Here is a 26,591-nt window from a genome sequence, read left to right as displayed (position 1 = left end):
CTTGTGGTCGCAAGAGCAATGCCAACCGACCTTTCCCGACCAAGTTGGATCTTGACCCACAATGCCCACCATTTGACGCAATCTAGCAAAGTCACCTCAGAACCAAATGTTTGAACAAACCTTCCGCAACATCGATGACGTGCTCTGGAAAGAGGCCGGCTGCGCCACGGAGCTGGACTACACCGAGCAGACGTCATGGATGCTGTTTCTCAAGTACCTGGACGATCTGGAACACGAGCGCGCCCAGGAGGCGGAGCTGGTTGGCAAGCCATACCAGTTTGTTATTGATGAGCCCTACCGCTGGTCAGCCTGGGCGGCGCCGAAAATGGCTAGTGGCGAGTTCGACCATGACAAGGCCCTCACCGGCGCCGATCTGATTACCTTCGTCAACGGCAAGCTGTTTCCCTACCTGCAGTCCTTTCGCGAGCGGGCCGGCGGCATCGACACGCTGGAATACCGCATCGGCGAGATCTTCAGCGAGATCCGCAACAAGTTTGCCAGCGGCTACAGCCTGCGCGATGCGTTGGAGTTGATCGACGGCCTGAGCTTTCGCTCCCAGGCCGAGAAGCACGAGCTATCGCATTTGTACGAAGCCAAAATCAGGAATATGGGCAACGCCGGGCGCAACGGCGGCGAGTACTACACCCCCCGCCCGCTGATCCGCGCCATGATTCGGGTGATAAAGCCAAAGGTGGGCGAACGCATCTACGACGCCGCCGCAGGATCGGCTGGCTTCCTGTGCGAGGCACATGACTATTTACGCTACGGGCCGGATGGCAGGGGCGACGGCAGCCACCTCTCCACGGCCGATCTCGACACCCTGCAGAAGCGCACCTTCTACGCCAAGGAGAAGAAGAGCCTGCCGTATGTGATCGGCATCATGAACATGATCCTGCACGGCATCGAGACGCCCAACATCGTCCACACCAACAGCCTGACCGAAAACCTAGCCGACATTCAGGAGAAAGAGCGCTTCGACGTGATCCTCGCCAACCCGCCCTTCGGCGGCAAGGAGCGCAAGGAGATACAACAGAACTTCCCGATCAAGACTGGGGAAACCGCGTTTCTGTTCCTGCAGCACTTCATCAAGTACCTGAGGGCCGGCGGCCGGGCCGCAATCGTCATAAAGAACACCTTTCTCTCCAACTCCGACAACGCCTCCCGTGCCCTGCGCCGGGAACTGCTCGACAGCTGCAACCTGCACACCATTCTCGACTGCCCTGGCGGCACCTTCCTCGGCGCCGGGGTCAAGACCGTGGTGTTGTTTTTCGAGAAAGGCGCACCGACCCGGAAGATCTGGTGTTACCAACTCGACCCCGGGCGCAGTCTGGGCAAGACCAACCCGCTCAACGACGACGACTTGGCGGATTTCGTCGCCCGCCAAGCCGGCTTCGAGGACTCGGATAATAGCTGGACCGTGAACGTGGCCGACATCGACCCCGACAGCGTCGACCTCTCGGCAAAAAACCCTAATAAGGCTGAGCCCGAACCGCTACGCGATCCTGAGGTGATCATCAACGAAATCGAAACACTGGATAAAGAAAGCGAGGAAATCCTGGAAGGGATCCGGGGGATGTTATGAGCAAGTGGTCGATGATGCCCCTTGGTAAGGTCGTCACTATTAAAGGCGGCGGTACACCATCGAAGGGAAATAGGGCCTACTGGGGTGGAGATATTCCATGGGTATCGCCCAAAGATATGAAGACTGACCAGGTATCATCTTCGTTGGACACCATTACTGAGGAGGGGGTCGCAAACAGCTCTGTCTCCGTGATCCCGCAAGGGTCAGTTCTACTGGTCGTAAGGTCGGGTATCTTGTCGCGAACGATACCTATTTCAATCGCGGGCACCGCCCTTACTATTAATCAGGATCTCAAAGCGCTCATTCCGAGCGATAAATTGCTGCCGGAATTTCTGTATTACTTTCTAAAAAGTTGTGAAAGTTCACTATTACAGCGAGTGACACGTAGCGCAACTGTTCATCGTCTTACGTCGGACATCATCAAGAACTTACCTATCCCAGTTCCTGAAATCACTGAGCAAGAACGCATCGTCGCCATCCTTGATGATTTGAGGGCAGAGACTTCGAGATTGGAATCCATCTACCACCAAAAACTCAGCGCTCTCATTGAATTAAGAGAATCCCTACTGCAAAAGGCCTTCCACGGTGAACTGACCGCGGATAGAGCCGATGCGCATGATAGAGTGAATGCTCCGCTGGCATGAACGAAGCCGAAACCCGCGCCGAGCTGATCGACCCGGCCCTGAAGGCGGCGGGCTGGGGCGTGGTGGAGGCCAGCCGCGTCCGGCGCGAGGTGATAACCCTGGGCCGGCTGCAGGGCGCCGGCAAGCGGGCGAAGCAGGACATCGCCGATTATGTGCTGATGTACCGCGGACAGAAACTGGCGGTGATCGAGGCCAAGAAGCGCAGCTTGCCGGTCACCGAGGGGCTGGCCCAGGCCAAGCGCTACGCTGAGCGGCTACAAGCGCGTTTTGCCTACTCGACTAACGGCAATGGCATTTACCGCATCGACCTGCACACCGGCGCCGAGGGCGACGTCGCGGGTTATCCGGCACCGGACGACCTCTGGACCGAGACCTTCGGCGCCGCAGAAGAAGCCGCCAACACCTGGCGCAAGCGTTTCGGTGAGGTACCGTTCGAGGACAAGGGCGGCTTCTGGCAGGCCCGCTACTACCAGCACAACGCCATCAACCAGGCGCTCGAGGCGATCGCCGCCGGTCGCGAGCGCATCCTGCTTACCCTGGCCACCGGCACCGGCAAGACGGCCATTGCCTTCCAGATCGCCTGGAAGTTGTTCCATGCCCGCTGGAGCCTGGCGGCGCGGGCCACCGGCGAGCCCGCGCGCCAGCCGCGCATCCTGTTCCTGGCCGACCGCAATATCCTCGCCAACCAGGCCTTCAACGACTTCTCCGCCTTTCCAGAGGACGCGCTTGTGCGCATCGACCCTGAGGTCATCCGCAAGCGGGGCCGGGTACCGAAGAACGGCAGTGTGTTCTTCACCATCTTCCAGACGTTCATGACCGGGCGCGATGCCGACGGCAACCCGTCGCCGAACTTCGGCGACTACCCGCCGGACTTTTTCGATTTCATCGTCATCGACGAGTGCCATCGTGGCGGCGCCAATGACGAGAGTAACTGGCGCGGCATCCTCGAGTACTTTGCGCCCGCCGTGCAGCTCGGCCTGACCGCCACGCCCAGACGCCAGCACAACGCCGACACCTACGCATATTTCGGCGAGCCGGTGTATGTGTACTCGCTCAGGGAGGGCATAAACGATGGCTACCTGACCCCATTCCGGGTACGCCAGATCGCCACCACCCTTGACGATTATGTGTACACCGCGGACGACCAGATCATCGAGGGCGAGATTGAGGCCGGCAAGCGTTACACCGAGGACGACTTCAACCGCGTGATCGAGATCCGCGAGCGCGAGCAGTACCGGGTCAGGCTGTTCATGGACCAGATCGACCAGCGCGAGAAGACGCTGGTGTTCTGTGCCACCCAGGAGCACGCGCTGGCGGTGCGTGATCTCATCAACCAGATGAAAACCAGCCGTGATCCGCACTACTGCGAGCGGGTGACTGCCAACGACGGCACCGAGGGCGACCGCTTCCTGAAGCAGTTTCAGGACAACGAGAAGACCATCCCCACCATACTGACCACCTCGCAGAAACTCTCCACCGGCGTGGACGCCCGCAATGTGCGCAACATCGTGCTGATGCGGCCGGTGAACTCGATGATCGAGTTCAAGCAGATCATCGGCCGGGGCACCCGCCTCTACGACGGCAAGGACTATTTCACGATCTTCGATTTCGTGAAGGCCTACGAACACTTCAACGACCCGGAGTGGGATGGCGAGCCGCTGGCGCCGGAACCCTGCGACGCCTGCGGGCAGCTGCCCTGCGTCTGTGCCGTCAGCCCGCCCGAGCCGTGCCCTGTGTGCGGCGAGCGCCCGTGCCGCTGCGAGAAGGAACCCCCCGTACCCTGCGAGGTTTGCGGCGAGCAACCCTGCGTGTGCGAGAAGCGCCGCAAGGTGAAGGTGAAGCTGGCCGACGGCAAGGAGCGCACCATCCAGCACATGAGCGCCACCAGCTTCTGGAGCCCGGACGGCAAACCGATCTCCGCCGCCGAGTTTGTCCAGCGCCTTTTTGGCGAGCTGCCGGCGCTGTTTGCCAACGAAGATGAGCTGCGCGCTATCTGGGGCCGGCCGGATACCCGCCGCAAACTACTGGAAGGGCTGGAAGAAAAAGGCTACGGCATCGAGCAACTGGCCGAGGTGGGCAAGCTGATCGAGGCGGAGAACAGCGACCTCTATGACGTGCTGGCCTACATCGCCTTCAACCAGCCCCCGGTGACCCGCGCCGAGCGGGTGGATTCACACCGCGACGCCATCTTCCAGGGCCACGACTACCGGCAGCAGGAGTTTCTGCGCTTCGTGCTCGGTCACTATGTCGCTCGCGGAGTGGGCGAGCTCTCAACCGACAAGCTGCCGCAGCTGATCGAGCTGAAGTACCACAGCCTGGAAGATGCGGTGCGCGAACTCGGTCCGGCGGGCCGGATACGGGAGGTCTTTGTGGGATTTCAGCAGCATCTTTACTGAGATACGGAAAATATCGGGGCTCACAAGAGGCTGGACCGCACCTGAGTACATATGTCAACGCTAGAACGAGCAATTCAGATAGCCGCGTCTGCCCACGCCGGGCAAACGGATAAAGCTGGGAAACCCTACATACTTCATCCATTGCGGGTAATGCTCTCGGTCAGCTCCGACGAGGAACGAATGGCTGCGGTGCTGCACGACGTCCTGGAGGATACGCACTGGACACCTGACGCACTGCGGCAGGATGGCTTCTCCGAGATAGTGGTAGAGGCCGTAGTTACGTTGACAAAGACCTACGGCGAGTCCCGCATCGATGCCGCTCAGCGCGCCGCGAGAAATCCGGTCGCCAGACGAGTGAAGCTGGCCGACGTAACCGACAGCATGGACTTGTCACGAATTGCGAATCCGCAGGCATCCGACTATGCCCGTTTGGAGGAGTACGAGGCGGTGAGGAGATTGCTGCTTGAAGCAGGGGGACTCGAATAACTGGCCCGAGCGGAACGTCGGCGTGCGCCCGTTTCGCGAATAATGGCATCGAAATTCGAGTAGCTCGTTAGCACCGGCCGAGCGAAGATATCACTACGGATTGACGCATTCCCGCCTGACCGGAGTGGTTGCGGTCGTTGACCATATCGGCAATGGCTCATGATCGGCGCTGGAGTCAGGTCTCACGTAAGGCGGTTTCCTAACGTAGATTCGAGAAGACGTTTCCGCGGAAACGTCGGAACGGTTCCTTTCCACACCCCCACGCATGCTCTTGCCAGCACCGCCAATACTATGCATACTCAATGCATATAGATATCGAATGGGATGCCGCTAAGGCGGCCGCGAACTTTCGAAAGCATCGGATTGGCTTCGAGGAAGCCTCGACGGCTCTCCTCGATCCGCGGGCATTGGCGCAGGAGGACGTATCGTCCGACGACGAGCACCGGTGGGTGCTGGTCGGCATGAGCGCCAGGCCTCGCCTGCTAACGCTGGTGTACACGCTGCGCCGAGCGGATCGTATTCGGCTTATTTCTGCACGCAGGGCCACACGAAAGGAGGCCGAATTCTATGCCAAAGGAACATGACTTCTCGAAAGCGAAGCGAGCCAGGGATGTGCCGCACCTGGCGAAGCTGCAGTCTCAGGCCAAAGGCAAGACGCGGATCACGATCATGCTCGACAACGATCTGTTGATGACGTTTCGTGCGAAGGCGGAAGCGGAAGGAATCGGCTATCAGACCCTCATCAACCGGACGCTGCGGCAAGCACTGGCATCGGGACCGGTAGACGAGGCGACTCTGCGTCGAGTCTTGAGAGAGGAGCTCAAGGCGGGGTGAGTCGGGCCGGTGTAGTTCACGCGGAAAGCCTCGATGTGCCGATCGTCCAACCAGCTTCTCGACAAATCGCCTCGAAACTCGACGAGCAGCCAGGCCGGGAATAAGCGAAGATCCCAAAGGTGTATCGACCCGCCCTTGACGCGCGAGACGCGCGATCCCAACGTCCTTGGCCCCTGGTCAGGGCAACCGCATCTCAGACCAAACCTGCGGTGGATTCTTAAAGTAGATTCTCGAAGACGTTTTCCGCGGAAACGCTCGGAAGCTCCCTCGACGCTGGCCCGTATCTTCCAGGAAGCCGGCGCACCCCCGCAGACGACCACTGCCAGCCGACGAGAGAAGTAGATCGGATAGTAATAAGCCATTGACGGACTAAGTCATTGACTTATGCTAGATGCCTTAGCTTGCAATGGGACGACTCAAAGGACCTTGCTGACCGCAAGTCTAGGATGACTGAGATTCCCCAAGTTTCGGACGAACAGTTCCAGAGGGCTCTGCCGGCGAAGCTCAGGGTTCGGCTGATGCGAGGACGCGTTCTTTCCGGAGAAGACATCGCCGCTCTGAGGCGTTTCGTCGGGCTGACTCAGACGGAGTTTGCCCGGGCCATGGAGATCAGCGTCCATACGTTGCGCAATTGGGAGCAGGGTCGCAGGAAGCCTGAGGGCCCAGCGCTCGCGCTGCTCAGGATTGCGGCGCGACATCCCCGAATCATTCGTGAGAATCTCGAATAGGCGACGGAGGAATCTGCGAAGAGCGAATACGTGATGCAAGATGATGCCGCTACAGCTTTCAGCTTGATGCCTGCACAAATTGCGAAGGGCGCGGTATTGGTCTTTCTATTCACGACCATACCGGCTCTGGGCTCCGAAACACCCTTGTGTTCGAGCATCGGCGTGGTTCCCGTCACAGTCATCACCCGTGACCCCCTGATCCCGACTCACTCCATAGACATACTGCCGGGTGAGGTAACGGTCAGCTTTACGATCACAGAATCCGGAGAAGTAGAAGACACCACCGTCGTCGAAACCACGTCCCCGAGGCTGAATCGGGCTGCATACAGGACCATCTCAGAATTTCTATATCGGCCCATAGAACAGGCGTGCCGGCACCGGCATGTATTCCGGTTCGAAGCAGATACTGAACCGCCGACGATGCCGTACGATCCTCACCACTATCGCCGCCAACTGCCGGAGACAAGCGACGACTGCGGCTAACATGAGAATTCACGACCGGAAAGGTCTATGTTCTGGATTATGAGGACTACCACGGATGAGCATGTATAGCTCGCGCAAGTCGTCGCAACGGGAAGTGCCATGAGCCCGGAGATGACCTCGCGGCTCTCCAGGGCGCTTGGTCGCTCGCGGGAGAGCTGGCTGGCTATGCAGCGCAGTTGCGATCTGTGGGTTGCCAGAAAGTCCTCGGACCTCTCCCGTCTGCAGAGGGCGGAGTTCGAGGCGGCGTAGCGGCAGCGCTGCGTCCCGCGAAACAGAGTCATCATTCAGCTAGGGTCCGATGGCAGGCTACTCAGGCACCCCGCTCTACAAGAAACTCGGCATCAAGCCGGGCACGCGCGTAAAGGTGCGAGGCGCTCCGACACACTACGCCGATCTGCTGACACCACTGCCCGAAGGCGCCGTCGCATCGTCCAGGCTCCGCCCTCCGTTCGACATCCTCCACGTCTTCACGAAGTCTCGCGCGAATCTCCGAACCGAACTCGAACGCGGCATCCAGGAGATGCGTCAGGATGGCGCCCTGTGGGTCTCCTGGCCGAAGAAGGCGTCCGGCGTGGTCACCGACGTAACCGAGGACGTCGTCCGCGAACTCGCGCTGCCGATGGGACTGGTGGACGTGAAGGTTTGTGCGGTGGACGAGACGTGGTCCGGGTTGAAGCTTGTCATCAGAAAGGCTCTGCGCAAGTGACTTCGTCGACTTGAGCCGGCCTCGCTCCAGCGAGCAGTGGAGACCAGCAGCTGACGATGGTGCGCGCCCTCCCGAACGAAGCTGGAAACGCTTCGGTTTTCCCGATGACTCGTGGCACTTTTTTCGTGTTGATCGAACTATTGAGTGCTTTGTATAAAGCGCGCTCACTTGATTAAAGGATTGCCCACGATGCTAAAAATTGCTCCCACGATTCTCGCCTCCGCGATGCTTTTTTCAGCACCCGCGATCCACGCGGGTGAGTTCGCCGACCATGTGAGTTTTCTGCCGTCTGGCCCGGACATTACGCAGAGCGACGTAGAGAAAGCTCAGAAGGCGTGGGGTAACGCGGTAGTCGCCATCGGCAAGGCCGGAGATCGAGCGCCTGCTGTAGCCGAAGAAGCGGCGCGTACAGCCTACGCGTTTGATCTCGGTCCGATTCAGTTCAAGCCGACACTTGCCTCCGAGCAGCCCTTCCGTCCTGATCTGGAAGGCACGCTGAGCTACTTCGTCTCTGGCAACGCCGGGTATGAAGAAGACAAAGGCTTCGCGCTGCGGCCGTGGTCGAACGTCCGCTTCGACAATCACACGGTCAAGATGCAGGGCAACATTGCGATCGCAATGGGGCACTACTACTTCACGGGTCCGGACAAGTCGGAGACCAAGGTCGAGTACACGAAGGGCTACGTGAAGACCCCCGATGGTCGGGTGCTGATCTTCCTGCAGGATTCGTCGTTGCCCTATCAGCCGTGAGTCAGTCGGGACCGGATTGTCCGGCGCTGCTGCGAAGGGCACAAAGGTCCTGAACTGCAACCTGGCTGAACAACGGACGCCCCGCTTGTGCGGGGCGTTCTTGTATCCGCATCCGGACCCGTCCCCGGAGTCGCCATCCTGCGGCCCCGATGACGGACACCGGTGATCCGAAAGGCTCTGCGGATGCGCCGGTGCTAAGCCGCCCCCGGCTTCTCGATCCCCAGCTGCTTCATCCGGTACTTCAGCGTCGACGGATTGAGCCCCAGCAGGTCGGCCGCGCCGTCCTCGCCCCACACGCGCCAGTCCGCAGCGCGCAGTGCGGCGGTGATATTGGCCTTCTCCATCAGGCGGAACTCGGTTTCCGTGACGAAGTCGGGGTCGTTCGAGTCCGCCACCGACGCCGGCGGCAGCTTCGCCGTATCCGGCAGCGCCAGGTCCATCCGCACCCGTGACCCCTTCGACGAGATCGCCGCCCGCTCGATGACGTTCTTCAGCTCCCGGATGTTGCCCGGCCAGTCGTGGCGCTCCAACAGCCCGAGTTGTTCCCGCGTGAGCTTCAGATCGTGGCGTCCGAGTTCGTCGCCGATCACCTTCAGGAAGTGGGTGGCCAGCGGCGCGATATCGTCCACGCGCTCGCGATGCGCGCCGGTGAACGAGCCTTTGACGTGACCGAAGAACTCGCTCTCGAAGTGATCCTTGGCGCGCGTCACTCTGGCCGATGATCTCGCCGTAGTGGAAGGAGTACGACAATGCTTACCAATCTGATGTCTGCCGCCATCGTCACTGTCGCCGCCCTGATGCTCACCACGCCCGCCTGGCACCAGGCTGGGAGACGTCGAGCTCTGCGGATTCCGGCGTTCCCTGGTCCGTTGCGCGTAAAATCGGCTCTCCGTATCAAGAGGACGCGCCATGCCGAAGATCGTAATCGCCGAGTTTCCCGCGCAACGGGACAAGGTCCCGGAAGTCGAAGCGACGTTGAAGGAGGCGTTGGTCGACACGCGGGCCTTCGACGGCTGCATCCGCATCGATACGTATTTCGAGGAGGCTGCCGCCACCTTCGTGCTGATCGAGGAGTGGCAGTCGTTCGAGCACTACGACCGATACCTGAAGTGGCGGATGGAGACAGGTCTGGCCGACCTGCTCGATATGCTGCTCGAGGGCGGTGCGCAGAGCTTCCGCGTCAGGAAGCTCGAGCCGAGGGATGTCTGACACTCCCGAATGAGCCTCCGCGGCTCATCGGACGTATCAAAACCCGCGATCAGACTCTGCGGTGGCGTATGCGCTTGCGCGGCTCTTCCGCGCGGCGCGCATCGCGCCTATAGCGCCGGTGTGCGAGGTAGCAGGCGACTGCTATCGCGACCAGCAATCCTGCGAGCGCGATCCCGTCGAGTGTGAAATAGACATCCGTGTAATCCATGACCTTATAGTACCTCGATGCTGCACTGCACCATCTAAGGTATTATCCTCACTTGAATTGCCCGCGTCCAGCCCAATGATGATTAATTAATCATTTTGAAACAATCAGTTATCTTACTGCAGTGAGTCGGATTCATTCCCGGGCCATCATCTGGGACCTGGACGGCACCCTCGTCGACAGCGTCGGCGATCTGGCGGCCGCGCTGAACAGCGTGCTCCGGCAGCACGGCCTGGCGCCCCGGACCGCAGACGCCGTACGGGGGATGATCGGCGACGGGGTCGGCGAACTCGTACGCCGGGGCTTCGCCGCGGCGGGCCGGCCGCTCGCGGGGGTCGAGGTGCCGCCGCTGCGGCGTGAATTCCTGGCCGTCTACGGTCGGTGCGCCACCCGGGAGACGCGGCCGATGCCCGGTGCGGCAGCGGTGCTGGCGGCCCTGTCGGCCGAGGGCTGGCGCCATGCCGTCTGCACCAACAAGCCGACCGCGATCGCCCGCGACATCCTCGAGGCACTGGAACTGAGCGGTGACGTCGACACCGTCGTCGGCGGTGATGAATCCCTGCCCCTGAAGCCGGATCCGGCCCCGGTACGCGCCTGCCTGGAGGCCCTGGAGGTCGCCCCGGCACGGGCGTTGATGGTGGGCGACTCGGTCAACGACGTGGCTGCCGGCCGGGCGGCCGGGGTCCCCGTGATCTTCGCCCGTTACGGCTATGGCCAGGTGCCCGGCGGCGCAGCGGCCCCCGCCGGTCTTGCCGCCTCCGTCGACGCGCTGGAGGAGATTCCCGCTATCGCACGCTGGCTCGTTGCCGCCGGCGGCCGTTCCCATCGGTGAGGCCGGGGCGTAGGATGGCCTCGTAGACAAGAAAAAGGAGAACCCGATGCCGGTCGAACTGAAGGTCCTCGGCTACGCGGCTCTGCTGCAATTCGTGCAGTTCGTGTTGATGGCCGTCCCGGTCAACAAACAACTCGGGCCCAGCTACACGGGCGGCAGCCGGGACGAGCAGAAACAGCCCTGGGGCGTGGCCGGGCGTCTGAAACGCGCGCTCGACAACCATTTCGAGGGCCTGATCCTGTTCACCATCGCGGTCGTGGTGGTGGTGCTCGGCGAGGCGTCCACGCCGGCCACAGAGGCGGCCGCCTGGACGTATCTCGTGGCCCGCGTCGCCTACGTGCCAGCCTATGCGTCCGGCGTCTTCCTGATCCGCTCGCTCATCTGGACGGTCGGCTTCGTCGCCACGCTGGTGATGCTGCTGGCCGCGTTGTTCTAGCCATGAGGTTCCAGCCATGAACCGTACGCTGCGAAGAATCGATCCCTGGTCGGCAGCGAAGATCTCGTCCGCCACCGCCGCGGTCTTCATGTTCGTCTATGTGCTGCTCGGCCTGCTGGTGATGACTTTCACCGACATCCAGCTGGGTGCGTCGGACGGGCCGTTCGCCACGGCCTCCGTCTGGCTGCTGCTGCTGATGCCCGTCGCCTACCTCATCGTCATCTATCTGATGACACTGCTCATCTGCCTGATCTTCAACACCGTGGCAGGCTGGCTGGGCGGCATCCGCATCGAGCTGAGCGACGACTGACGGCGGCCTTTCTCAGCCGAAAGGCGCCACCCCGAACCAGGCCTCGTGCAGCCAGAGCACGAAGATCACGTAGACGCCGAGGCCGGCGGCCACGACCAGCACGTCGTTGAGGCCCTTCGCCGGAGCCGCGGGCACCGGGCGTTCGACACGCCGCTTGAAGGAGATGCGGTCCACGACCGCCCAGATCAGGAAGCTGCCGAACAGGATGACGTCCGCCAGCGTGCCGTTCACCAGCAGATGGGCCACGGCCCACAGCTTCACGGCCACCAGCTGCGGGTGTTTGGTGGCGGCCTTGATCTTGCCCGGCAAGTAGGGCGCGAAGAACAGGATGAAGACGGGCAACAGCAGTAACGCCGCAAGATGCTTCATCCACACCGGCGGCACGTACAGCAGCGTGGGGTTCATGCGCGCGTCGGCGTAGCCCTTGACGATGAGCACGATGCCGACGATGGAGACGATGCCGTAGAACGCCTTCCACCCCAGTTCGCTCTTCGCCGCCATCCGGTCGCGGAATCCTTCCGCCACGATGGAGGAGGAGTGGATGCCGAGGAAGAGTACGAGCCCCAGAATCAATAGCGCCATAGCCGGATTCCCCTGTTCTGTGCGTTGTATGACAGGGCGCTAGTCTACCGGCTATGGCGCGCCGCGGCTAAATTACCGCCGCCGAATCCCGGTACTACTCGGTCTTGCAGGTCCGGATGCCGAACAGGGAGTAGGCCGGGCACCAGCCGATGAGGCCGGTGGCCAGCGGGACGAGCCCGATCCAGCCCCACGGGGTCTGCGGTCCGATGAATACCAGGCTGAGCAGTACCAGCCCCGCCGTCACGCGGACGCCCCGGTCGACGGTGCCTTCGTTACGGAATGCCATGACGAGCCTCCTTGAGGGGTTTGCGATGTCACGGGCACAGTGTGCTCCGCGCGGGCGTCGCGCTCAGTGACTTCGTCACAGAGGGCGGCAGAGGGGCGGCAGAGGACGGCGACTGGAGCGGCGCCGGGATCAGCCGCGGGGCTGCTCGTTCGCTATGGCACGGAGCCCGGCTTGATCGGAGAGCGTGACCACGCCGCGGCCGAGGGTGAGGAGCGCCGCACCTTCGAGGCGTTTCAGGTGGCGGGAGATCACCTCACGGGCCGTGCCGAGTTCCTCCGCAAGGCGCTGGTGGGTGATGCTCACCTGGCCGTCGCCGGGATCCAGGGCCAGCAGGAGGGCGGCCAGCCGCGCCTCGACGGGCGTCAGCGCGACGGCCTCCATGCGCTCGATCACGCCGGCGAGGCGCCGCGAGAAGCTGTCCAGCACGAAACGGCGGAATGGCGCCGATTCCTCGAGGCCCCGGTCGAAGGTCGAACGCGCCATAGCCAGTGCCGTCACCGGCGTCTCGGTGTGCGCCTCGGCGGGGTAACGGCGGCTGCTCATCAGGCAGGAGGTGGTGAGCACGCAGGTGTCGCCGGGCTCCAGGCGATACAGGGTGACGGATCGGCCGGACAGCGCGTTCAGCGTGACCCGGACCGAGCCCTGCGTGATGATGAGGAAATGCCGGCACTCGGCGCCGGCATGGAACACGGTATCGCCCGCATCGAGGCGCAGAACGGCGGCGGCACCGAACAGCGTCTGTGCGTCACGGTCTCCGAGCCCGGCCAGACCCGGTATCCGCTGTAATGCCTCGGCAACGGTCGCTTGCATGGAACCCCGCCGCCGGGCCGGCCGGCGTCATGCGAGTCAGTGTGTGGCGTCTTCGACTGCCCGGATGCGCATCTCCGCCGCGGCGCCGGCCATGATCAACCGCTGCACCAGCGACTTGTCGCAGCCGTGGCAGCCCCCGCGGCAATAGTCCGCCGGCAGGATGCCGGAATCAAGCATCTGCCGCGCCACGTCGCCCTGCCAGCCCAGCAGCGGGCAGCCGCGCTCGTTGTCGTGGACCTCGAGGGCGGCAGCACCGCCGGGCACGCGGGCGATGCTGAGACGGTAACGGGCCTCCCGGCCAGCCTCGGCGGTCGGCGCAGTGCCCCGGAGGTCCCGGGGAGCGGGTCGGTCAGCGGTGTCTGTCATCATGTCGTCCTCTCCCGGCATGTAAATGAGAATTATTCTCAATAACGAGTGTACTGACTGCAGCCCGGCCGCGCAAGCGCTTGCCTGCACCTTGCCCGGCTGGCCGACTTGATGGGCCGAAGGGCGCCGGAGAGAATCGACGGCCATGGCTACCATCCGATATCTCGCCTACGGCTCGAATCTGCATCCCGAGCGCCTGCGGCGACGGACGCCCTCGGCGGTGCTGCTGACCACCCGGGAGCTGACCGGCTGGCGGCTGAGCTTCGACAAGCGGGGCTTCGACGGTTCGGCCAAGGCCACGATTGCCGCGACGGACGACGGCAGGGACCTCGTCCATGCGGCCATCTTCGAGCTGTCTCTCGAGGAGAAACCCGCCCTGGACCGCATCGAGGGGCTGAACCGGGGCTATCATGCCCACGTGCTGTCGCTGCCCGGCCTCGGCGAGGTGCACACCTACAAGGCCGACACCGAGTTCCAGGACGGCTCGCTGGTGCCGTTCCGCTGGTACCGGGACCTGGTGCTGCACGGCGCCCGCTTCCACGGCTTCCCGCAGGCCTATGTCGAGGGCATCGCGGCGGTGCCCGTCGTCGAGGATCCGGACGACGCCCGGCAGCGCGAGCACGAGGACATCCTGGCCGCCATGCGCAGGGCCATGGCCGAGGCTGCCGGCGACCCTGCGACCGACTGCCCCGCGACCGACCATCCCGCCACCGACAAGGAGTGACCATGATCGTGACCACCACCCCCACGCTGGAGGGGCAGAAGATCCGCGACTATCTGGGCGTCGTGACCGGCGAGGCGATCCTCGGCGCCAACCTGTTCCGCGACCTGTTCGCCGGGCTGCGCGACATTGTCGGCGGCCGCTCCGCCTCCTACGAGAAGGAGTTGCGCAAGGCCCGCGAAGTGGCCTTCGAAGAGCTCGAGGCCGCCGCACGGGAGAAAGGTGCCAACGCCGTCATCGGCGTGGACATCGACTACGAGGTGCTCGGCGAATCCAACGGCATGCTGATGGTGAGCGTCAGCGGCACGGCGGTGCGCATCGCCTGACGCCAGCGGCCGTTACCGCACCGTAACAGGCGTTTTCGCGGGTTTGAGTCGTCCCCCGGCGCCGGATACTATTGACCGCGGCGGGGCGGATCATCACTGACAGCCGGCCCGTGCCCGGTACGCCCGGGGTCATCCGGCCGAGGTCCCACGCCGTTGATCCGGCTGATGTCAGCGTGTTGAGAACGGCGGTGTGTGGACGGTGTGATGAACATCTACGTGGGTAACCTCCCTTACAGCATTACGGATGACGAACTGCGGGAGGCCTTCGCCGCCTTCGGCGACGTGAAGTCAGCCAAGGTCATCATGGACCGCGAGACGGGTCGCTCCAAGGGTTTCGGCTTCGTCGAGATGGACGATGCGAAAGAAGCCGAGGAAGCGATCCGGGTGATGAACGGCCAGGACCTGAATGGCCGGCCGGCGCGGGTCAGCGAGGCCCGGCCGCGCCAGGACCGCCCATTCCGCGGCTGAGCGCGAGCCTGCCTGCCGCCTGCCTGGCGGCTCTTGCGCTCGCCGGCACCGGCTGCGCCGGCGCACCCGTCGATACCCGGAGCTATGACTGCGAGCGGGGCGGGCTCCTGCGCGTGGAGATCGGCGATGATTTGGCGGGTGTGGAGTTCGACGGCCGCCGCTACACCCTGGCATCGGTGGAGACAGACGACGGCCGCCGCTGGCGCGACGGCGACGTCCTGCTCTGGATACGCGACGGCGAGGCATCCGTCACCGTCGGCGACCAGGTGGTGGCCTGGGGCTGCCGGCGGCGCTGATCGGCAGCGCGCAACGGGCAGCGACGGGCCGCACTGAGTAGCGGCAGGCGGCAAGGGGCTGCGACAGCACCTGTGCAGCGTCTTTACAAAGGGCGCGGTTTCACTAGGATGAGCGCTCGCCCGGCGTCCGACGGCGGCCGCCACCACCCGACCAACACCGGTAGACCGACATGATCATCGTCCTCTCTCCCGCCAAGACCCTGGATTTCGAATCGCCGCTGGCGACGGACAAGCACACGAAGCCCCGCTTCCAGAGCGAGGCGCGCAAGCTGGTGGAGATTCTGCGCGGCAAGTCCGAGAAGGAGATCGCCTCGCTGATGAGCCTGTCGCCGAAGCTCACGAAACTCAACGTGCAGCGCTACCGGGATTTCTCCGACCGGGCCGATGCGAAGAACGCGCACCCCGCGCTGCTCGCGTTCAAGGGCGACGTGTACCAGGGCCTGCAGGCGGAGCGCTTCGAGGCCCGCGACCTGAACTACGCCCAGGATCATCTGCGCATCCTGTCCGGGCTGTACGGCGTGCTGCGCCCGCTCGACCTCATGCAGCCCTACCGGCTGGAGATGGGTACCTCGCTCGCCAACGAGGCGGGCAAGGACCTCTACGCCTTCTGGAGCGACCGCATCACCCGCGCGCTGAACGAGGAGCTGGCCGGGCAGAAGCCGAAGGCGCTGGTGAATCTGGCCTCCAACGAGTACTTCGGCGCGGTGAACGAGGAACTGCTGGACGGGCGCATCGTGACGCCGGTGTTCAAGGACCGCGCCAAGAGCGGCGACTACCGGGTGCTGAGTTTCTTCGCCAAGCGGGCGCGGGGCATGATGGCCGCCTGGATCATCCGCGAGCGGGTCGACACGCTGAAGGGCCTGAAGGACTTCGCGGAGGAAGGCTACCGCTACAGCGAAGCGGAGTCCGAGCCGGACCGGCCGGTGTTCCTGCGCGCGAAGAACTGACCCACCCCCGCGCCGCCGCCCGGCCATGGTGCCCGGCGGGAGTGACGCCGCTGCGTCAGCCGGTGGCCGTGTTGTCCAGCCGTATGCGGGCGAGACGCGTCCCGGTCTCCTCCACCATCTCGCGCATGGTGCGCAGGCTGGACTGCTCGCCGACGAAGGCGGGCGGCTTGCGCCGCAGCAGCTGCCAGTGGCCAGACTCCAGGATGTGTCCGAGGAAGGTGAAGTTCGCCTCGATGGCGAGCATGTAGGGGTTCTGGCCTTCGAACAGCGCCTCGAGATAGCGGTACACGCTGCCGAAGGTGTTCTCCAGCCGGGGCAGCGCCGCATACTCGAAGAACCCCGGCGTCTGCCGCAGCAGGTCTTCGCCGGACTCGTAGCGCACCATGAACTCGCCGGGCCGTGCGTTCTCGATGGCCACGCCGCCGACGACGAACTCGCTGTACAGGCGGTCGCGGCATTTCTCCAGGTAGCAGCGGTCGGCCATCTGGGCGACCAGGTCGGCGGTGCCGAGGAGGTGACCGAGCAGGGTGTCCTTCGGATCCTCCATCTCGATCGCATCCGGCGCGATCTCGTAGCCGGTGAAGTGCACCAGCTTGCTCGCGGCCGGCGCCAGGTGGTCGAGCCCGATGCCGGGCAGATAGCGGCGCAGGAAGTCGGCGCTACGGCTGACGTGGTAGAGCGTGAACTCGGCGCCGTTGCGGTATTCCCGGTCGCGCAGTTCGTGGCGGATGTAGCCGGCGTCGTGGAACAGGGACGTGATGATGCCGAGTAACGCCCGCTCGGGGCCGAGGCCCTCGCCGACGTTGCGCGCCGCTTCGTAGCCCGCGACGAGGCGCGCCATCGCCAGGGTCATGTCCAGGGTGTGCTGGATGTCGTGATAGCTGGTGTCGCAGCCGAGGTACCCGGGCATGCGGCCGGTGAACAGTCGCTCGAAGTCGTAGAACGCCAGCCAGATCTTGTCGAAGCCGGCGTCCGGGTAGGTCTGCTCGAGCAGTTCCCGCACGGCGTCGCGCACGGCGGCGGGGTTGCTCACCTGCACCGTATTGGTGACGTCGAAGTCGTTGCGCCGGTCCTGCAGCATCTTCTTGTACTTCTCGGCGCCGTCGGCGCCCCCCGCGCTGCGGCCCGCCTGCAGAGTCCGACCGTGAGTCCCGGCATCCGGATTCACGAGTCTCCCCCCGTCCGCGGAAGCGGACCATCGTGTCTTGTGAGTGCAGCATACACGCCGCCCCCGGCCGCAAGCGGTCGGTTTGACCTAAGACGGCAGATCGTGTGCGCCCTCATTCCTCGAACTCCGCCCAGACGGGGGCATGATCCGAGGGCCGCTCCCAGCCGCGCGGCTCCGGGTCCACGGCGCTGGCGACGCAGCGCTCGGCCATGGTGTGACTGCCGAGTATGAGGTCGATGCGCAGCCCCCGGTTGCGACGGAACGCCGCCGCCCGGTAGTCCCACCAGCTGAAAGCGTCCTCCGGCTGGTCGAACTGGCGGAACAGATCCACCAGGCCGAGTTCGGTGAGGCGCGCGAGCGCGGCGTGCTCGGGCTCGCTGAACAGCACCCGCCCGCGCCAGAGCTCCGGGTCGTGCACGTCCCGGTCCTCCGGGGCGATGTTGAAGTCGCCGAGCACGACCAGCCGCTCGTGGGCCTTCAGCTCGTCGGCGAGATAGTCCCGCAGGCGCTCGAGCCACTCCAGCTTGTACTGGTACTTGTCCGAGTCCACCGCCTGCCCGTTGGGTACGTAGAGGTTGACGATGCGCACGCCGCCGATCGTCGCTGCCAGCACCCGCCGTTGCGGGTCCTCGGAGCCGGGCAACGCGCGGACCGGATCGGACGGCGGCTTGCGCGAGAGCAGGGCCACCCCGTTATAGGTGCGCTGGCCGTTGGAGATGCCGTGGTAGCCGGCCGCCTGCAGCGCCTCGGCCGGAAAGTCTTCGTCCGGCTGCTTGATCTCCTGCAGCGCCAGCACGTCGGGCTTCGCCTCCGCCACCCAGGCGAGCACCTGAGGCAGGCGCACCTTCAGGGAGTTCACATTCCAGGTGGCGACCTTCACGCTGCCCGGCTGATCCCGCTGCTCGCGAGCAGTGCCTCGAGGCTCGGGCCCCTGCCGCGGAACTCGACGAAGGCATCCATGATGTCGCGGCTGCCGCCCACCTCCAGGATGCTGGCGCGAAAGCTCTGCGCCGTGCCACGGTCGAAGATGCCCGCCTCCTCGAAGGCGCTGAAGGCGTCCGCCGCCAGCACCTCCGCCCACTTGTAGCTGTAGTAGCCCGCGGCGTAGCCGCCGGCGAAGATGTGCGCGAACCCGTTCGCGAAACGGTTCCAGTCCGGCGGCCGCACCAGCGTCACCCGCTCGCGGACTTCCTCCAGGATCCCGGCCGCGCGGGAGCCATGCCCGGGGTCGTACTCGGCGTGCAGGCGGAAATCGAACAGGGCGAACTCGAGCTGGCGCAGCATCTGCAGCCCGGCATTGAAGTTGCGGCTGCCGCGCAGGCGCTCGAACATCTCCGCTGGCAGCGGCTCGCCGGTGTCGACGTGTCCGGAGGCGTGCGCCAGCACCTCGTAGTGCCAGGCGAAGTTCTCCATGAACTGGCTCGGCAGCTCCACCGCGTCCCAGGGCACGCCGTTGATGCCGGCGATGCTGGGGTAGTCCACCCGGGTGAGCAGGTGGTGCAGCATGTGGCCGAACTCGTGGAAGAGGGTGACCACGTCGCTGTGGGTCAGCAGCGAGGGCTCGTCGCCGTGGGGCGGCGTGAAGTTGCACACCAGGTAGCCCACCGGCGCGGCCTTCTCGCCCCCGATGCCCTTGCGCACGACGCACTCGTCTATCCAGGCGCCGCCGCGCTTGCCCGCCCGGGCGTAGAGGTCGGCGTAGAAGCCGCCCACGGCCGTGCCGTCGGCGTCGCGCACCTCGTAGTAGTGCACGCTGTCGTGCCAGACGGGGACGCCCTCGCGTACGCCGATGTCCAGCCCGTAGAGCTCCCCGGCCAGGCGGAACAGCCCTTCGATGACCCTCGGCGCCGGCAGATAGCGACGGAGCTCTTCGTCGGAGATGGCGTGGCGCTCCTGTTTGAGCTTCTCGGAGTAGTAGGCGAGGTCCCAGGGCCGGATCGTGCGGCCCGCGAAGTCCTCCACCGCGGCCACCTCGTCTTTCGCCGCCGGCAGGCTGCGTTCGGCCAGCTCGGAGAGGAACTCCAGCACCGCGTCCACGCCCGGCGCCATCTTGCTGGCCAGCGAGTACTCGGCGTAGTTGTCGAAGCCGGTGAGGGCGGCGGCCTCGTGGCGCAGGGCCAGGATCTCCTCGATGAGCGGCGCGTTGTCGTGGGCCGGATCGTGAGGGCCGGTATCGGAGGCCCGCGTGACCCAGGCCTCGTAATAGGTGCGGCGCAGATCCTCGTCGTCGGCGTGGGTCAGCACCGCCTGATAGGTGGGCTGATCCAGGCTGAACTTCCAGCCGTCGAGTCCGGCTGCCTCCGCCGCCGCGCGGGCGCGCTGACGGGCGCCGGCGGGCAGGCCGGCCAGCCGCCCCTCGTCCTCCACGTGCAGGCTCCAGGCGTCGGTGGAGTCCTGCAGGTTCTGCTCGAAGCGCGTCGCCGCCTTCGCCATGGCCTGGCGGATCTCGCGGAAGCGCCGCTTGTCGTCCTCGGGGAGGCCGACGCCGGCGAGCCGGAAGTCGCGCAGCGCGTGTTCCAGCAGCTTGTCGAGGCCGGGATCCGCGTCCGCCGGCAGGCGCTCCGCCAGCTCCCGGAAGCGCCGGTGCAGGGTCTCGTTCTGGGCCAGCTCCGTGGCGTACTCGGTCAGCAGCGGCAGCGCCTCGCCGTAGGCCTCCCGCCAGTCGGCATCGGCGGTCACCATGTGCAGGTGGCTCACCGGCGACCACAGGCGCGACAGCCGGTGGCTCATCTCTTCCAGCGGCACCACCAGCGACTCGGGCGTGGGCGATTCGTCGGCCAGCAGCTCCTGCAGGCGCCGCCGGTTCTCCTCCAGCGTCTTCCTGACGGCCGGCAGCACCTGCGACGGCGCGAGCTCGGGGAACGGCGGAAGTTCCGTGTTTTCCAGCAACGGATTAGACATGGCAAACCCGACCTCGGTCTTGCATTTCCCTGACCGGCCCGCATGTTAGCATGCGCGTCCCGTCGGGAGTCGCGCCGATAGCGGGCTTTCGCGCGGGGAAATGAGCACGGAACGGACGACGACAACCGGAGACTGACGGTGGCACACCACTTCGATCTGATCGCGATAGGCGGCGGCAGCGGCGGACTGGCCCACGCGCAGCGCGCTGCGGAATACGGCGCACGGGCGGCGGTGGTCGAGAGCGGTCGCCTGGGCGGCACCTGCGTCAACGTGGGCTGCGTGCCGAAGAAGGTCATGTGGTATGCGGCGGCCATGTCCCATCACGTGGAACAGGCGAAGGACTACGGGTTCGACGTCGCCGTGAACGGCCACGACTGGCCCGGGCTGAAAGCCGCCCGCGACGCCTACGTGGCCAGGCTGAACAAGATCTACGCGGGCAACCTCGACAAGCGCCACGTGACCCATATCGCCGGCCGCGCGAAGTTCGTGGACGAGCACACCGTGGAGGTGGACGGCGAGCGTTTCACCGCCGATCACATCACGATTGCCACGGGCGGCTACCCGATCGTGCCCGATCTCCCCGGCGCGGAGCTGGGCATCACCTCCGACGGTTTCTTCGAGCTCGCGGAGAAGCCGGAGCGGGTCGCCGTCGTCGGCAGCGGCTACATCGGCGTGGAACTCGCCGGCATGCTGAACTCCCTCGGCGCCGACGTGACCCAGTTCGTGCGCTACGACGGCGTGCTCAGGAGCTTCGACGAGATGCTGCGCAGCGAGGTCATGCAGGCGATGGACGCTGACGGCATCATCATCGAGCGCCACTTCATCCCGAAGGGTCTCGAGCAGACCGACGACGGCCTGCGCCTGCTGAGCGAGGACGGCCGTCACTTCGACGGCTACGACTGCCTGATCTGGGCCGTGGGCCGGGCGCCGGCGACGGACGGACTGGAACCGTCGGCAGCGGGAGTGGAGACGGATGCACGCGGCTTCATTCCGGTGGACGACTACCAGGTCACCAACGTGCCGAACATCTACGCCATCGGCGACGTCACCGGCGCCGCGGCGCTGACGCCGGTGGCCATCGCCGCCGGCCGCCGGCTGGCCGACCGGGTGTTCGGCGGCATGACCGACCGGCACCTGGATTACTCGAACATTCCCACGGTGGTGTTCAGCCATCCGCCCATGGGCACGGTCGGGCTGACCGAGCACGAGGCGCTGGAGCGCTACGGCGACGAGGTCGGCTGTTTCACCAGCCGGTTCAATCCCATGCTGTACGCGCTCAGCGAGTTCAAGCGGCCGAGTTCCATGAAGCTGGTGACGGTGGGCGACGACGAGCGCATCGTGGGCTGCCACATCTTCGGCGACGGCGCCGACGAGATGCTGCAGGGCTTCGCGGTGGCCATCCGCATGGGGGCGAAGAAGAAGGACTTCGACGATACCGTCGCCATCCACCCGACCAGCGCGGAAGAGCTGGTCACCATGCGCTGAGTCTCAGCGCGGCAGACGCTTCAGCACGCTGCGCGTGTCCGGCCGGACGCCGCGCCAGATGTAGAACGACTCGGCAGCCTGCTCCACCAGCATGCCCCAGCCGACGATGGCGCGCCGGGCGCCCCGGGACCGCGCCCAGCGTGTGAAAGGGGTGTCGCCGGTGCCGTAGGAGAGGTCGTAGCAGACCGTCTCCGCCGTGACGATGCCGGCCGGGAACGGCAGCGTCTCGCCGCGCAGTCCGGCCGAGGTGGCATTGATCACCAGGTCGTAGTCGACGTCCTCCACGATGTCGTCGAAGCGGCAGGCCTGGACGGCTCCCATGCTGCCGAAATGGTTCGCCAGGGCCTGCGCCTTGGACACCGTCCGGTTGGCCAGGGTGATGGTGGTGGGCTCTTCCTCCAGCAGCGGCGCCATGATGCCGCGGGTCGCGCCCCCGGCACCCAGGATCAGTATGCGCGCGCCCTCGATGGCCACCCGGTGGTTCTTGCGCAGGTCGCGCACCAGGCCGACGCCGTCGGTGTTGTCGCCGCGGATGGCGTCACTGCTGATGCTCAGGGTGTTGACGGCGCCGGCCATGCGGGCCGCATCGGACAACTCGTCCGCCAGCCTGACCGCCTCGCTCTTGTGGGGCACGGTGATGTTCAGCCCGCGCCCGCCCTGGCGCTGGAAGGTCCGGATGGCACTCTCCAGCTCGGCCGGTGGGACTTCCAGCAACTCGTAGGTGAGGTGCTGGCCGGTCTGCTGCGCGAAGACCCGATGGATGATCGGCGACCGGCTGTGGCTGACGGGATAACCCACCACGCCGTAACGGTCCGGCCTGTTCTGCTCGCTCACGTCCCTGTTCTCCCCCCGCTTTTTTCGCGGATTATTGGATCATCGATCGCCTGCTCAGCCGTCGGCCAGCCAGCGCGCCGCGTCCGGCGCGAAATAGGTGAGGATGGCGCTGGCGCCGGCCCGCTTTATCGACAGCAGGGCTTCCATGACCGTCTCGCGCTCGTCCAGCCAGCCGTTGGCGGCTGCCGCCTTCAGCATGGCGTACTCGCCGCTCACCTGATAGGCCATGGTGGGAACGCCGTATTCGTCGTGTACCCGGCGGATGATGTCGAGATACGGCAGCCCCGGCTTGACCATCACCATGTCGGCGCCCTCGGCGATGTCCATGCCCACCTCGCGCAGGGCCTCGTCGCTGTTGGCCGGGTCCATCTGGTAGCTGTGTTTGCCGCCGCCGCCGAGGTTGCCCGCCGAGCGGACGGCGTCGCGGAACGGTCCGTAGAAGCTTGACGCGTACTTGGCCGCGTAGGCGAGGATCATGGTGTGCACGTGGCCGCCTTCCTCCAGCGCCGTACGGATGGCGCCGATGCGTCCGTCCATCATGTCCGACGGCGCCACGACGTCCGCGCCGGCCTCGGCGTGGGAGACGGCCTGGCGCACCAGCATGTCGACGGTCTCGTCGTTCAGCACGTAGCCGGTGTCGTCGATGATGCCGTCCTGGCCGTGGGTGGTGTAGGGGTCCAGAGCCACGTCGGTCATGACGCCGAGGTCCGGGTAGCGCGCCTTGATGGCCCGCACCGCCTGCTGGGCGAGGCCGTCCGGGTCGGCGCAGACCGCGCCGTCCGGTGTCTTGGCCGCCGGGTCGATGATGGGGAACAGCGCCACCATCGGGATGCCCAGCGCGTGCACCACGGAGAGGTGCTCCAGCAGCAGGTCGACGGAGCGACGCTCGATGCCCGGCATGGAGGGCACGGTCTCGCGGCGGCCCTCGCCCTCGAGTACGAACACCGGATAGATGAAGTCGCTCGGCGCGAGCCGGTTCTCGGCCACCAGCGAGCGCACCCAGCCGGTGCGGCGGGTGCGGCGGAGTCGGGTGGCGGGGAACCTTGTGTCCGGGCGGCTGCTCATATTTACTCTCGGGTCACTCGGGAAAAAACGGATTCTCCCCCGATTCGGTTTTCGTGTCCAAGGACGGCGCGGGGAGCGGTGAAATAAATGCCGAGGACCGCAGGTCTCTATCCATGACGGGAACATCAGAAGACAGCCGGCGCCGCCACCGCTTCGAGCGGCTGGTGGGCGAACTCCGCCGGGACATGTTCCGCTACGCGTTCTGGCTCAGCCGGGACGGGGCACTGGCGGAGGACGTGGTGCAGGAGGCGATGGTGAGAGCCTGGCGCAACCTGGACAGCCTGCGCGACGACGGTGCGGCAAAGCAGTGGCTGCTGACCATAGTGAGGCGCGAAAACGCGCGGCAGTTCGAGAGGAAACGGCTGGAGACGGTGGACGTGGACGATCTCGGGGGCAGGGAAGAAGGCATGCTCGCGGACTCGCACGATACCGATGTGGAGGATCTGCGGGCACAGCTGCTGGAACTCCCCGATGAGTACCGGGAGCCGCTGGTGCTGCAGGTACTGATGGGCTACACGACCGGCGAGATCGCCGAGGTGATGGAGCTGAAGCAGGCCACCGTGCTCACCCGGCTGCACCGGGCACGCAACCAGCTCAAGGAGAGATTCGCGGCCGATGGGCCGGATTCCGACGAGTAAAGACCATGCGGTGTGAAGAATTCAGAGAGCGGCTCGACGGCGACCCCGGGGCGGATTTCCCCGGCCGGTCCGCCCACGCCGCCGCGTGCCCTGACTGCGCCCGCTACGCTGCAGACGCCGCCGTGTTCGAGCGGCGCCTCGCGGCGGCCCTCGCCGTCGACGTGCCGGATTTCCCCATCGATCTGCCGGCAGACGGTCATGACGGCGAAGACGGCGGCCGGGGCGACAAGGTGGTCTCCCTGGACGGGCGCCGGCGTGGGCGCGGTGCCCGCTGGCGCGGGCTGCCCGCCTGGGCCGGCGTGGCCGCCGCGCTGGCGCTGGCCGTCACCCTGGTGCTGCAGTTCGGCAGCAGTCCGCAGGAGCTCGATGCCTCCGCGCTCGCCGCCGAGGTGATCGCGCACATGGAGCACGAACCGTATTCCCGCGTCGTCACGGACGAGGCGGTGGCGGGCAACGACCTCAGCCGGGTGCTGGCACCCGCCGTGTCCCGGCTTGACGCCGGTCGGGTGGGGCTGGTGACCTACGCTAAGACCTGTCCGATCAACGGGCGCGACGTCCCGCACCTGGTGGTCCAGGGCGCGGACGGGCCGGTCACGCTGCTGCTGATGGCCGGCGAGAAGCTGGCTGCGCCCGTGCCGCTCGAGGGGGACGGTTTCCACGGCGTCATACTGCCGGTCGGCGACGGCAGCATCGCCGTCGTCGGGGAGAAGGGCCAGTCGGTGGACGATGTGACGGAGAATATCCGCAACGCCGTGGACTGGCAGATTTGAGTCTGCCCGATCCGCCGGTGGCAGATCCGGTCAATCGACAAGAGGTTTTCATCCTGCCGGGGCGGCTGCGCCGCCTCCAGGGAATCAACGGCCCGGTAAGGGCCTGTACAACAGCGAGGAGAGAGATCATGAATGACAAGCACGTGAAAAAGCCAATTGCTATTGCGGTCGGTGCGGCACTCGCCGCGACTTTCGGCGCCGTGGGCGTGGCCCAGGCCCAGAGTGACCAGGGCGCCGGCAGCCCGTTCGAGATGACGTCCCTGTCCAGCGGTTACGAGGCCACCGGCGGTCACGGCGAAGGCGGCTGCGGCGAAGGCAAGTGCGGCGGCGACAAGGAAGACAAGGGCGGCGAAGGCTCCTGCGGCGAGGGCAAGTGCGGCGGCGACAAGGAAGACAAGGGCGGTGAAGGCGCTTGCGGCGAAGGCAAATGCGGCGGTGACAAGGGCGGCGAGGGCTCCTGCGGCGGCGACAAGGGCGGCGAAGGCTCTTGTGGCGAGGGCAAGTGCGGCGGTTCCGTCTGATCGCCTGACCGCATCCGTCGACTCACGGAAGAAGGCTCGCGGCTCCGGCCGCGGGCCTTTTTTCGTCTCGGCGGACCGATTCGCCGCTGGCCGGCCTGCCCCTCGGGGAGCGACAATCCGTCTACTGCCGACAGCGGGGGGATGAGCCGATGAGCGAGGATCCGGTGCGCTGCGCCTGGTCACTGGGCGTGAACCAGGCCTACGTCGATTATCACGATACCGAGTGGGGCGTGCCCGTGCGCGACGACCGGCGCCAGTTCGAGTTCCTGGTGCTGGAGGGCGCCCAGGCGGGGCTCTCCTGGTCCACGGTGCTGAACAAGCGGGAGGGTTATCGCCGCGCCTTCGCGGATTTCGACCCGCAGAAGGTCGCCCGTTTCGGCGAGGCGAGGATCGCGAAGATCCTGGCCGACCCTTCGGTGATCCGCAACCGCCTGAAGGTGCGCTCGGCCGTGACCAACGCCCGGGCCTTCCTGACCGTGCAGGAGGAGTTCGACGGCTTCTGCAATTACATCTGGAGCTTCGTGGACGGCACGCCGAAGCAGAACCGCTGGCAGAGCGACGCCGAGGTGCCGGCCACCTCGCCGGAGTCGGATGCGCTGTCGAAAGACCTGAAACGGCGGGGCTTCCGTTTCGTCGGCTCCACCATCGTCTATGCCCACATGCAGGCGACCGGCATGGTGAACGACCACGTGACCGGCTGCTTCCGTCACGCCGAGTGCGCGCAGCTGGCGCAGTGACTCCGGTCAGCGCCGGATATTCACCCCGGTCAGTTCCGGATATTCACTTCGGTCAGTTCCGGATATTGA

Annotated in this window: 35 protein-coding genes; 24 read left to right on the top strand and 11 right to left on the bottom strand. The window is 65.3% G+C overall.

Features of this window, described 5'->3' with window-relative positions:
* Nucleotides 1-106 precede the first annotated feature (106 nt).
* The 10 genes from ACJMK0_RS02655 (at nt 107) to ACJMK0_RS02610 (ending at nt 8,609) form a co-directional block, all read left to right on the top strand.
* Nucleotides 107-1,582 (top strand): class I SAM-dependent DNA methyltransferase, encoded by a 1,476-nt coding sequence (locus ACJMK0_RS02655; RefSeq protein ID WP_405235258.1) that lies wholly within the window; start codon nt 107-109, stop codon nt 1,580-1,582.
* Complete coding sequence (locus ACJMK0_RS02650; RefSeq protein WP_405235257.1) at nt 1,579-2,226, top strand: restriction endonuclease subunit S; 648 nt, start codon at nt 1,579-1,581, stop codon at nt 2,224-2,226. The genes ACJMK0_RS02655 and ACJMK0_RS02650 overlap by 4 nt, the downstream gene beginning before the upstream one ends.
* Complete coding sequence (gene hsdR, locus ACJMK0_RS02645; RefSeq protein ID WP_405235256.1) at nt 2,223-4,622, top strand: EcoAI/FtnUII family type I restriction enzme subunit R; 2,400 nt, start codon at nt 2,223-2,225, stop codon at nt 4,620-4,622. The genes ACJMK0_RS02650 and hsdR overlap by 4 nt, the downstream gene beginning before the upstream one ends.
* Before the next feature lie 51 nt (nt 4,623-4,673).
* A complete protein-coding gene (locus ACJMK0_RS02640; protein WP_405235255.1) occupies nt 4,674-5,108 on the top strand; it encodes an HD domain-containing protein in 435 nt (144 codons plus the stop codon).
* A gap of 302 nt (nt 5,109-5,410) precedes the next feature.
* Nucleotides 5,411-5,692, top strand: a complete 282-nt coding sequence (locus ACJMK0_RS02635; RefSeq protein WP_405235254.1) for a BrnT family toxin — start codon at nt 5,411-5,413, stop codon at nt 5,690-5,692.
* Nucleotides 5,676-5,942 carry a BrnA antitoxin family protein gene (locus tag ACJMK0_RS02630; protein ID WP_405229674.1) on the top strand — a complete coding sequence of 89 codons (267 nt, stop codon included), beginning with the start codon at nt 5,676-5,678 and terminating at the stop codon, nt 5,940-5,942. Before ACJMK0_RS02635 ends, ACJMK0_RS02630 begins: the two co-directional genes overlap by 17 nt.
* A 446-nt stretch (nt 5,943-6,388) precedes the next feature.
* Entirely contained in the window at nt 6,389-6,670 is a 282-nt protein-coding gene (locus tag ACJMK0_RS02625) for a helix-turn-helix domain-containing protein (protein ID WP_405235253.1), read from the top strand.
* Nucleotides 6,671-6,703: 33 nt separating this feature from the next.
* Nucleotides 6,704-7,153 carry an energy transducer TonB gene (locus ACJMK0_RS02620; protein WP_405237878.1) on the top strand — a complete coding sequence of 150 codons (450 nt, stop codon included), beginning with the start codon at nt 6,704-6,706 and terminating at the stop codon, nt 7,151-7,153.
* Nucleotides 7,154-7,451: 298 nt separating this feature from the next.
* The gene (locus ACJMK0_RS02615) at nt 7,452-7,859 is read left to right on the top strand and encodes a DUF3052 domain-containing protein (RefSeq protein WP_405235252.1); all 408 of its coding nucleotides are present in this window, start codon (nt 7,452-7,454) and stop codon (nt 7,857-7,859) included.
* A 189-nt stretch (nt 7,860-8,048) separates the two neighbouring features.
* Nucleotides 8,049-8,609 carry a hypothetical protein gene (locus tag ACJMK0_RS02610; protein ID WP_405235251.1) on the top strand — a complete coding sequence of 187 codons (561 nt, stop codon included), beginning with the start codon at nt 8,049-8,051 and terminating at the stop codon, nt 8,607-8,609.
* Nucleotides 8,610-8,803: 194 nt separating this feature from the next.
* On the opposite strand, the gene ACJMK0_RS02605 is transcribed toward ACJMK0_RS02610, so the two are convergent.
* Nucleotides 8,804-9,319: a helix-turn-helix domain-containing protein gene (locus ACJMK0_RS02605; protein ID WP_405235250.1), complete on the bottom strand. Its 516-nt coding sequence runs from the start codon at nt 9,317-9,319 to the stop codon at nt 8,804-8,806.
* Nucleotides 9,320-9,518: 199 nt separating this feature from the next.
* Here ACJMK0_RS02605 and ACJMK0_RS02600 point away from each other — a divergent pair, with 199 nt between their 5' ends.
* Nucleotides 9,519-9,818, top strand: a complete 300-nt coding sequence (locus ACJMK0_RS02600; protein WP_405229868.1) for a putative quinol monooxygenase — start codon at nt 9,519-9,521, stop codon at nt 9,816-9,818.
* A gap of 49 nt (nt 9,819-9,867) precedes the next feature.
* On the opposite strand, the gene ACJMK0_RS02595 is transcribed toward ACJMK0_RS02600, so the two are convergent.
* Nucleotides 9,868-10,026, bottom strand: coding sequence for a hypothetical protein (locus ACJMK0_RS02595; RefSeq protein ID WP_405229866.1), 159 nt, complete (start codon nt 10,024-10,026; stop codon nt 9,868-9,870).
* A gap of 121 nt (nt 10,027-10,147) precedes the next feature.
* Between ACJMK0_RS02595 and gph the strand changes: the two genes are divergently transcribed.
* Genes gph through ACJMK0_RS02580 form a run of 3 tightly spaced genes read left to right on the top strand, consistent with a single transcriptional unit; the run spans nt 10,148 to nt 11,601 of the window.
* On the top strand, nt 10,148-10,855 hold the full coding sequence (gene gph / locus ACJMK0_RS02590; protein WP_405235249.1) for a phosphoglycolate phosphatase: 708 nt from the start codon (nt 10,148-10,150) through the stop codon (nt 10,853-10,855).
* 46 nt (nt 10,856-10,901) lie between these two features.
* Entirely contained in the window at nt 10,902-11,291 is a 390-nt protein-coding gene (locus tag ACJMK0_RS02585; RefSeq protein ID WP_405235248.1) for an MAPEG family protein, read from the top strand.
* A 16-nt stretch (nt 11,292-11,307) separates the two neighbouring features.
* Nucleotides 11,308-11,601, top strand: a complete 294-nt coding sequence (locus ACJMK0_RS02580; RefSeq protein ID WP_405235247.1) for a hypothetical protein — start codon at nt 11,308-11,310, stop codon at nt 11,599-11,601.
* A gap of 12 nt (nt 11,602-11,613) precedes the next feature.
* Here the strand turns inward: ACJMK0_RS02580 and ACJMK0_RS02575 are convergent, their stop codons facing one another.
* The 4 genes from ACJMK0_RS02575 to ACJMK0_RS02560 all read right to left on the bottom strand — a co-directional run bounded on the left by ACJMK0_RS02575 (nt 11,614) and on the right by ACJMK0_RS02560 (nt 13,648).
* A complete protein-coding gene (locus tag ACJMK0_RS02575) occupies nt 11,614-12,183 on the bottom strand; it encodes an NnrU family protein (protein WP_405235246.1) in 570 nt (189 codons plus the stop codon).
* A 94-nt stretch (nt 12,184-12,277) separates the two neighbouring features.
* Entirely contained in the window at nt 12,278-12,469 is a 192-nt protein-coding gene (locus tag ACJMK0_RS02570) for a YgaP family membrane protein (protein ID WP_405225537.1), read from the bottom strand.
* 129 nt (nt 12,470-12,598) lie between these two features.
* The gene (locus ACJMK0_RS02565; RefSeq protein ID WP_405235245.1) at nt 12,599-13,279 is read right to left on the bottom strand and encodes a Crp/Fnr family transcriptional regulator; all 681 of its coding nucleotides are present in this window, start codon (nt 13,277-13,279) and stop codon (nt 12,599-12,601) included.
* Between the two features lie 36 nt (nt 13,280-13,315).
* Nucleotides 13,316-13,648 (bottom strand): hypothetical protein, encoded by a 333-nt coding sequence (locus tag ACJMK0_RS02560; protein ID WP_405235244.1) that lies wholly within the window; start codon nt 13,646-13,648, stop codon nt 13,316-13,318.
* A 142-nt stretch (nt 13,649-13,790) separates the two neighbouring features.
* Between ACJMK0_RS02560 and ACJMK0_RS02555 the strand changes: the two genes are divergently transcribed.
* The 5 genes from ACJMK0_RS02555 (at nt 13,791) to yaaA (ending at nt 16,403) form a co-directional block, all read left to right on the top strand.
* Entirely contained in the window at nt 13,791-14,369 is a 579-nt protein-coding gene (locus tag ACJMK0_RS02555) for a gamma-glutamylcyclotransferase family protein (RefSeq protein WP_405235243.1), read from the top strand.
* Nucleotides 14,370-14,371: 2 nt separating this feature from the next.
* A complete protein-coding gene (locus ACJMK0_RS02550; protein ID WP_405225549.1) occupies nt 14,372-14,692 on the top strand; it encodes a heavy metal-binding domain-containing protein in 321 nt (106 codons plus the stop codon).
* Between the two features lie 204 nt (nt 14,693-14,896).
* Nucleotides 14,897-15,160, top strand: coding sequence for an RNA recognition motif domain-containing protein (locus tag ACJMK0_RS02545; protein ID WP_405225552.1), 264 nt, complete (start codon nt 14,897-14,899; stop codon nt 15,158-15,160).
* The gene (locus ACJMK0_RS02540) at nt 15,148-15,456 is read left to right on the top strand and encodes an MliC family protein (protein WP_405237876.1); all 309 of its coding nucleotides are present in this window, start codon (nt 15,148-15,150) and stop codon (nt 15,454-15,456) included. Before ACJMK0_RS02545 ends, ACJMK0_RS02540 begins: the two co-directional genes overlap by 13 nt.
* Nucleotides 15,457-15,626: 170 nt before the next feature.
* Nucleotides 15,627-16,403 carry a peroxide stress protein YaaA gene (gene yaaA / locus ACJMK0_RS02535; protein ID WP_405235242.1) on the top strand — a complete coding sequence of 259 codons (777 nt, stop codon included), beginning with the start codon at nt 15,627-15,629 and terminating at the stop codon, nt 16,401-16,403.
* 55 nt (nt 16,404-16,458) lie between these two features.
* On the opposite strand, the gene ACJMK0_RS02530 is transcribed toward yaaA, so the two are convergent.
* The 3 genes from ACJMK0_RS02530 to ACJMK0_RS02520 form a co-directional block, all read right to left on the bottom strand.
* The gene (locus tag ACJMK0_RS02530; RefSeq protein ID WP_405235241.1) at nt 16,459-17,571 is read right to left on the bottom strand and encodes a hypothetical protein; all 1,113 of its coding nucleotides are present in this window, start codon (nt 17,569-17,571) and stop codon (nt 16,459-16,461) included.
* Between the two features lie 112 nt (nt 17,572-17,683).
* The gene (gene xth, locus ACJMK0_RS02525) at nt 17,684-18,451 is read right to left on the bottom strand and encodes an exodeoxyribonuclease III (RefSeq protein WP_405235240.1); all 768 of its coding nucleotides are present in this window, start codon (nt 18,449-18,451) and stop codon (nt 17,684-17,686) included.
* Entirely contained in the window at nt 18,448-20,472 is a 2,025-nt protein-coding gene (locus ACJMK0_RS02520; protein WP_405235239.1) for a M3 family metallopeptidase, read from the bottom strand. The genes xth and ACJMK0_RS02520 overlap by 4 nt, the downstream gene beginning before the upstream one ends.
* Nucleotides 20,473-20,610: 138 nt before the next feature.
* On the opposite strand from ACJMK0_RS02520, the gene gorA reads away from it, so the two are divergent.
* A complete protein-coding gene (gorA, locus tag ACJMK0_RS02515; protein ID WP_405235238.1) occupies nt 20,611-21,957 on the top strand; it encodes a glutathione-disulfide reductase in 1,347 nt (448 codons plus the stop codon).
* A gap of 3 nt (nt 21,958-21,960) precedes the next feature.
* On the opposite strand, the gene aroE is transcribed toward gorA, so the two are convergent.
* Nucleotides 21,961-22,791 carry a shikimate dehydrogenase gene (aroE, locus tag ACJMK0_RS02510; protein WP_405235237.1) on the bottom strand — a complete coding sequence of 277 codons (831 nt, stop codon included), beginning with the start codon at nt 22,789-22,791 and terminating at the stop codon, nt 21,961-21,963.
* Nucleotides 22,792-22,845: 54 nt separating this feature from the next.
* On the bottom strand, nt 22,846-23,856 hold the full coding sequence (gene hemB / locus ACJMK0_RS02505; RefSeq protein WP_405235236.1) for a porphobilinogen synthase: 1,011 nt from the start codon (nt 23,854-23,856) through the stop codon (nt 22,846-22,848).
* Between the two features lie 113 nt (nt 23,857-23,969).
* Here hemB and ACJMK0_RS02500 point away from each other — a divergent pair, with 113 nt between their 5' ends.
* The 4 genes from ACJMK0_RS02500 (at nt 23,970) to ACJMK0_RS02485 (ending at nt 26,522) form a co-directional block, all read left to right on the top strand.
* Nucleotides 23,970-24,494, top strand: coding sequence for a sigma-70 family RNA polymerase sigma factor (locus tag ACJMK0_RS02500; RefSeq protein ID WP_405235235.1), 525 nt, complete (start codon nt 23,970-23,972; stop codon nt 24,492-24,494).
* 5 nt (nt 24,495-24,499) lie between these two features.
* The gene (locus ACJMK0_RS02495) at nt 24,500-25,264 is read left to right on the top strand and encodes a DUF3379 family protein (protein WP_405235234.1); all 765 of its coding nucleotides are present in this window, start codon (nt 24,500-24,502) and stop codon (nt 25,262-25,264) included.
* A gap of 128 nt (nt 25,265-25,392) precedes the next feature.
* Complete coding sequence (locus ACJMK0_RS02490; RefSeq protein ID WP_405235233.1) at nt 25,393-25,785, top strand: HvfA family oxazolone/thioamide-modified RiPP metallophore; 393 nt, start codon at nt 25,393-25,395, stop codon at nt 25,783-25,785.
* A 149-nt stretch (nt 25,786-25,934) separates the two neighbouring features.
* Nucleotides 25,935-26,522, top strand: a complete 588-nt coding sequence (locus ACJMK0_RS02485) for a DNA-3-methyladenine glycosylase I (protein ID WP_405235232.1) — start codon at nt 25,935-25,937, stop codon at nt 26,520-26,522.
* The last annotated feature ends 69 nt before the right edge of the window (nt 26,523-26,591 follow it).

The organism is Lentisalinibacter orientalis (genome assembly GCF_040706535.1).
Classification (GTDB): Bacteria; Pseudomonadota; Gammaproteobacteria; order Steroidobacterales; family Woeseiaceae; genus Lentisalinibacter; species Lentisalinibacter orientalis.
The sequence above is the reverse complement of the archived record's forward strand: the minus strand, read 5'-3'. Positions and strand labels throughout refer to the sequence as shown.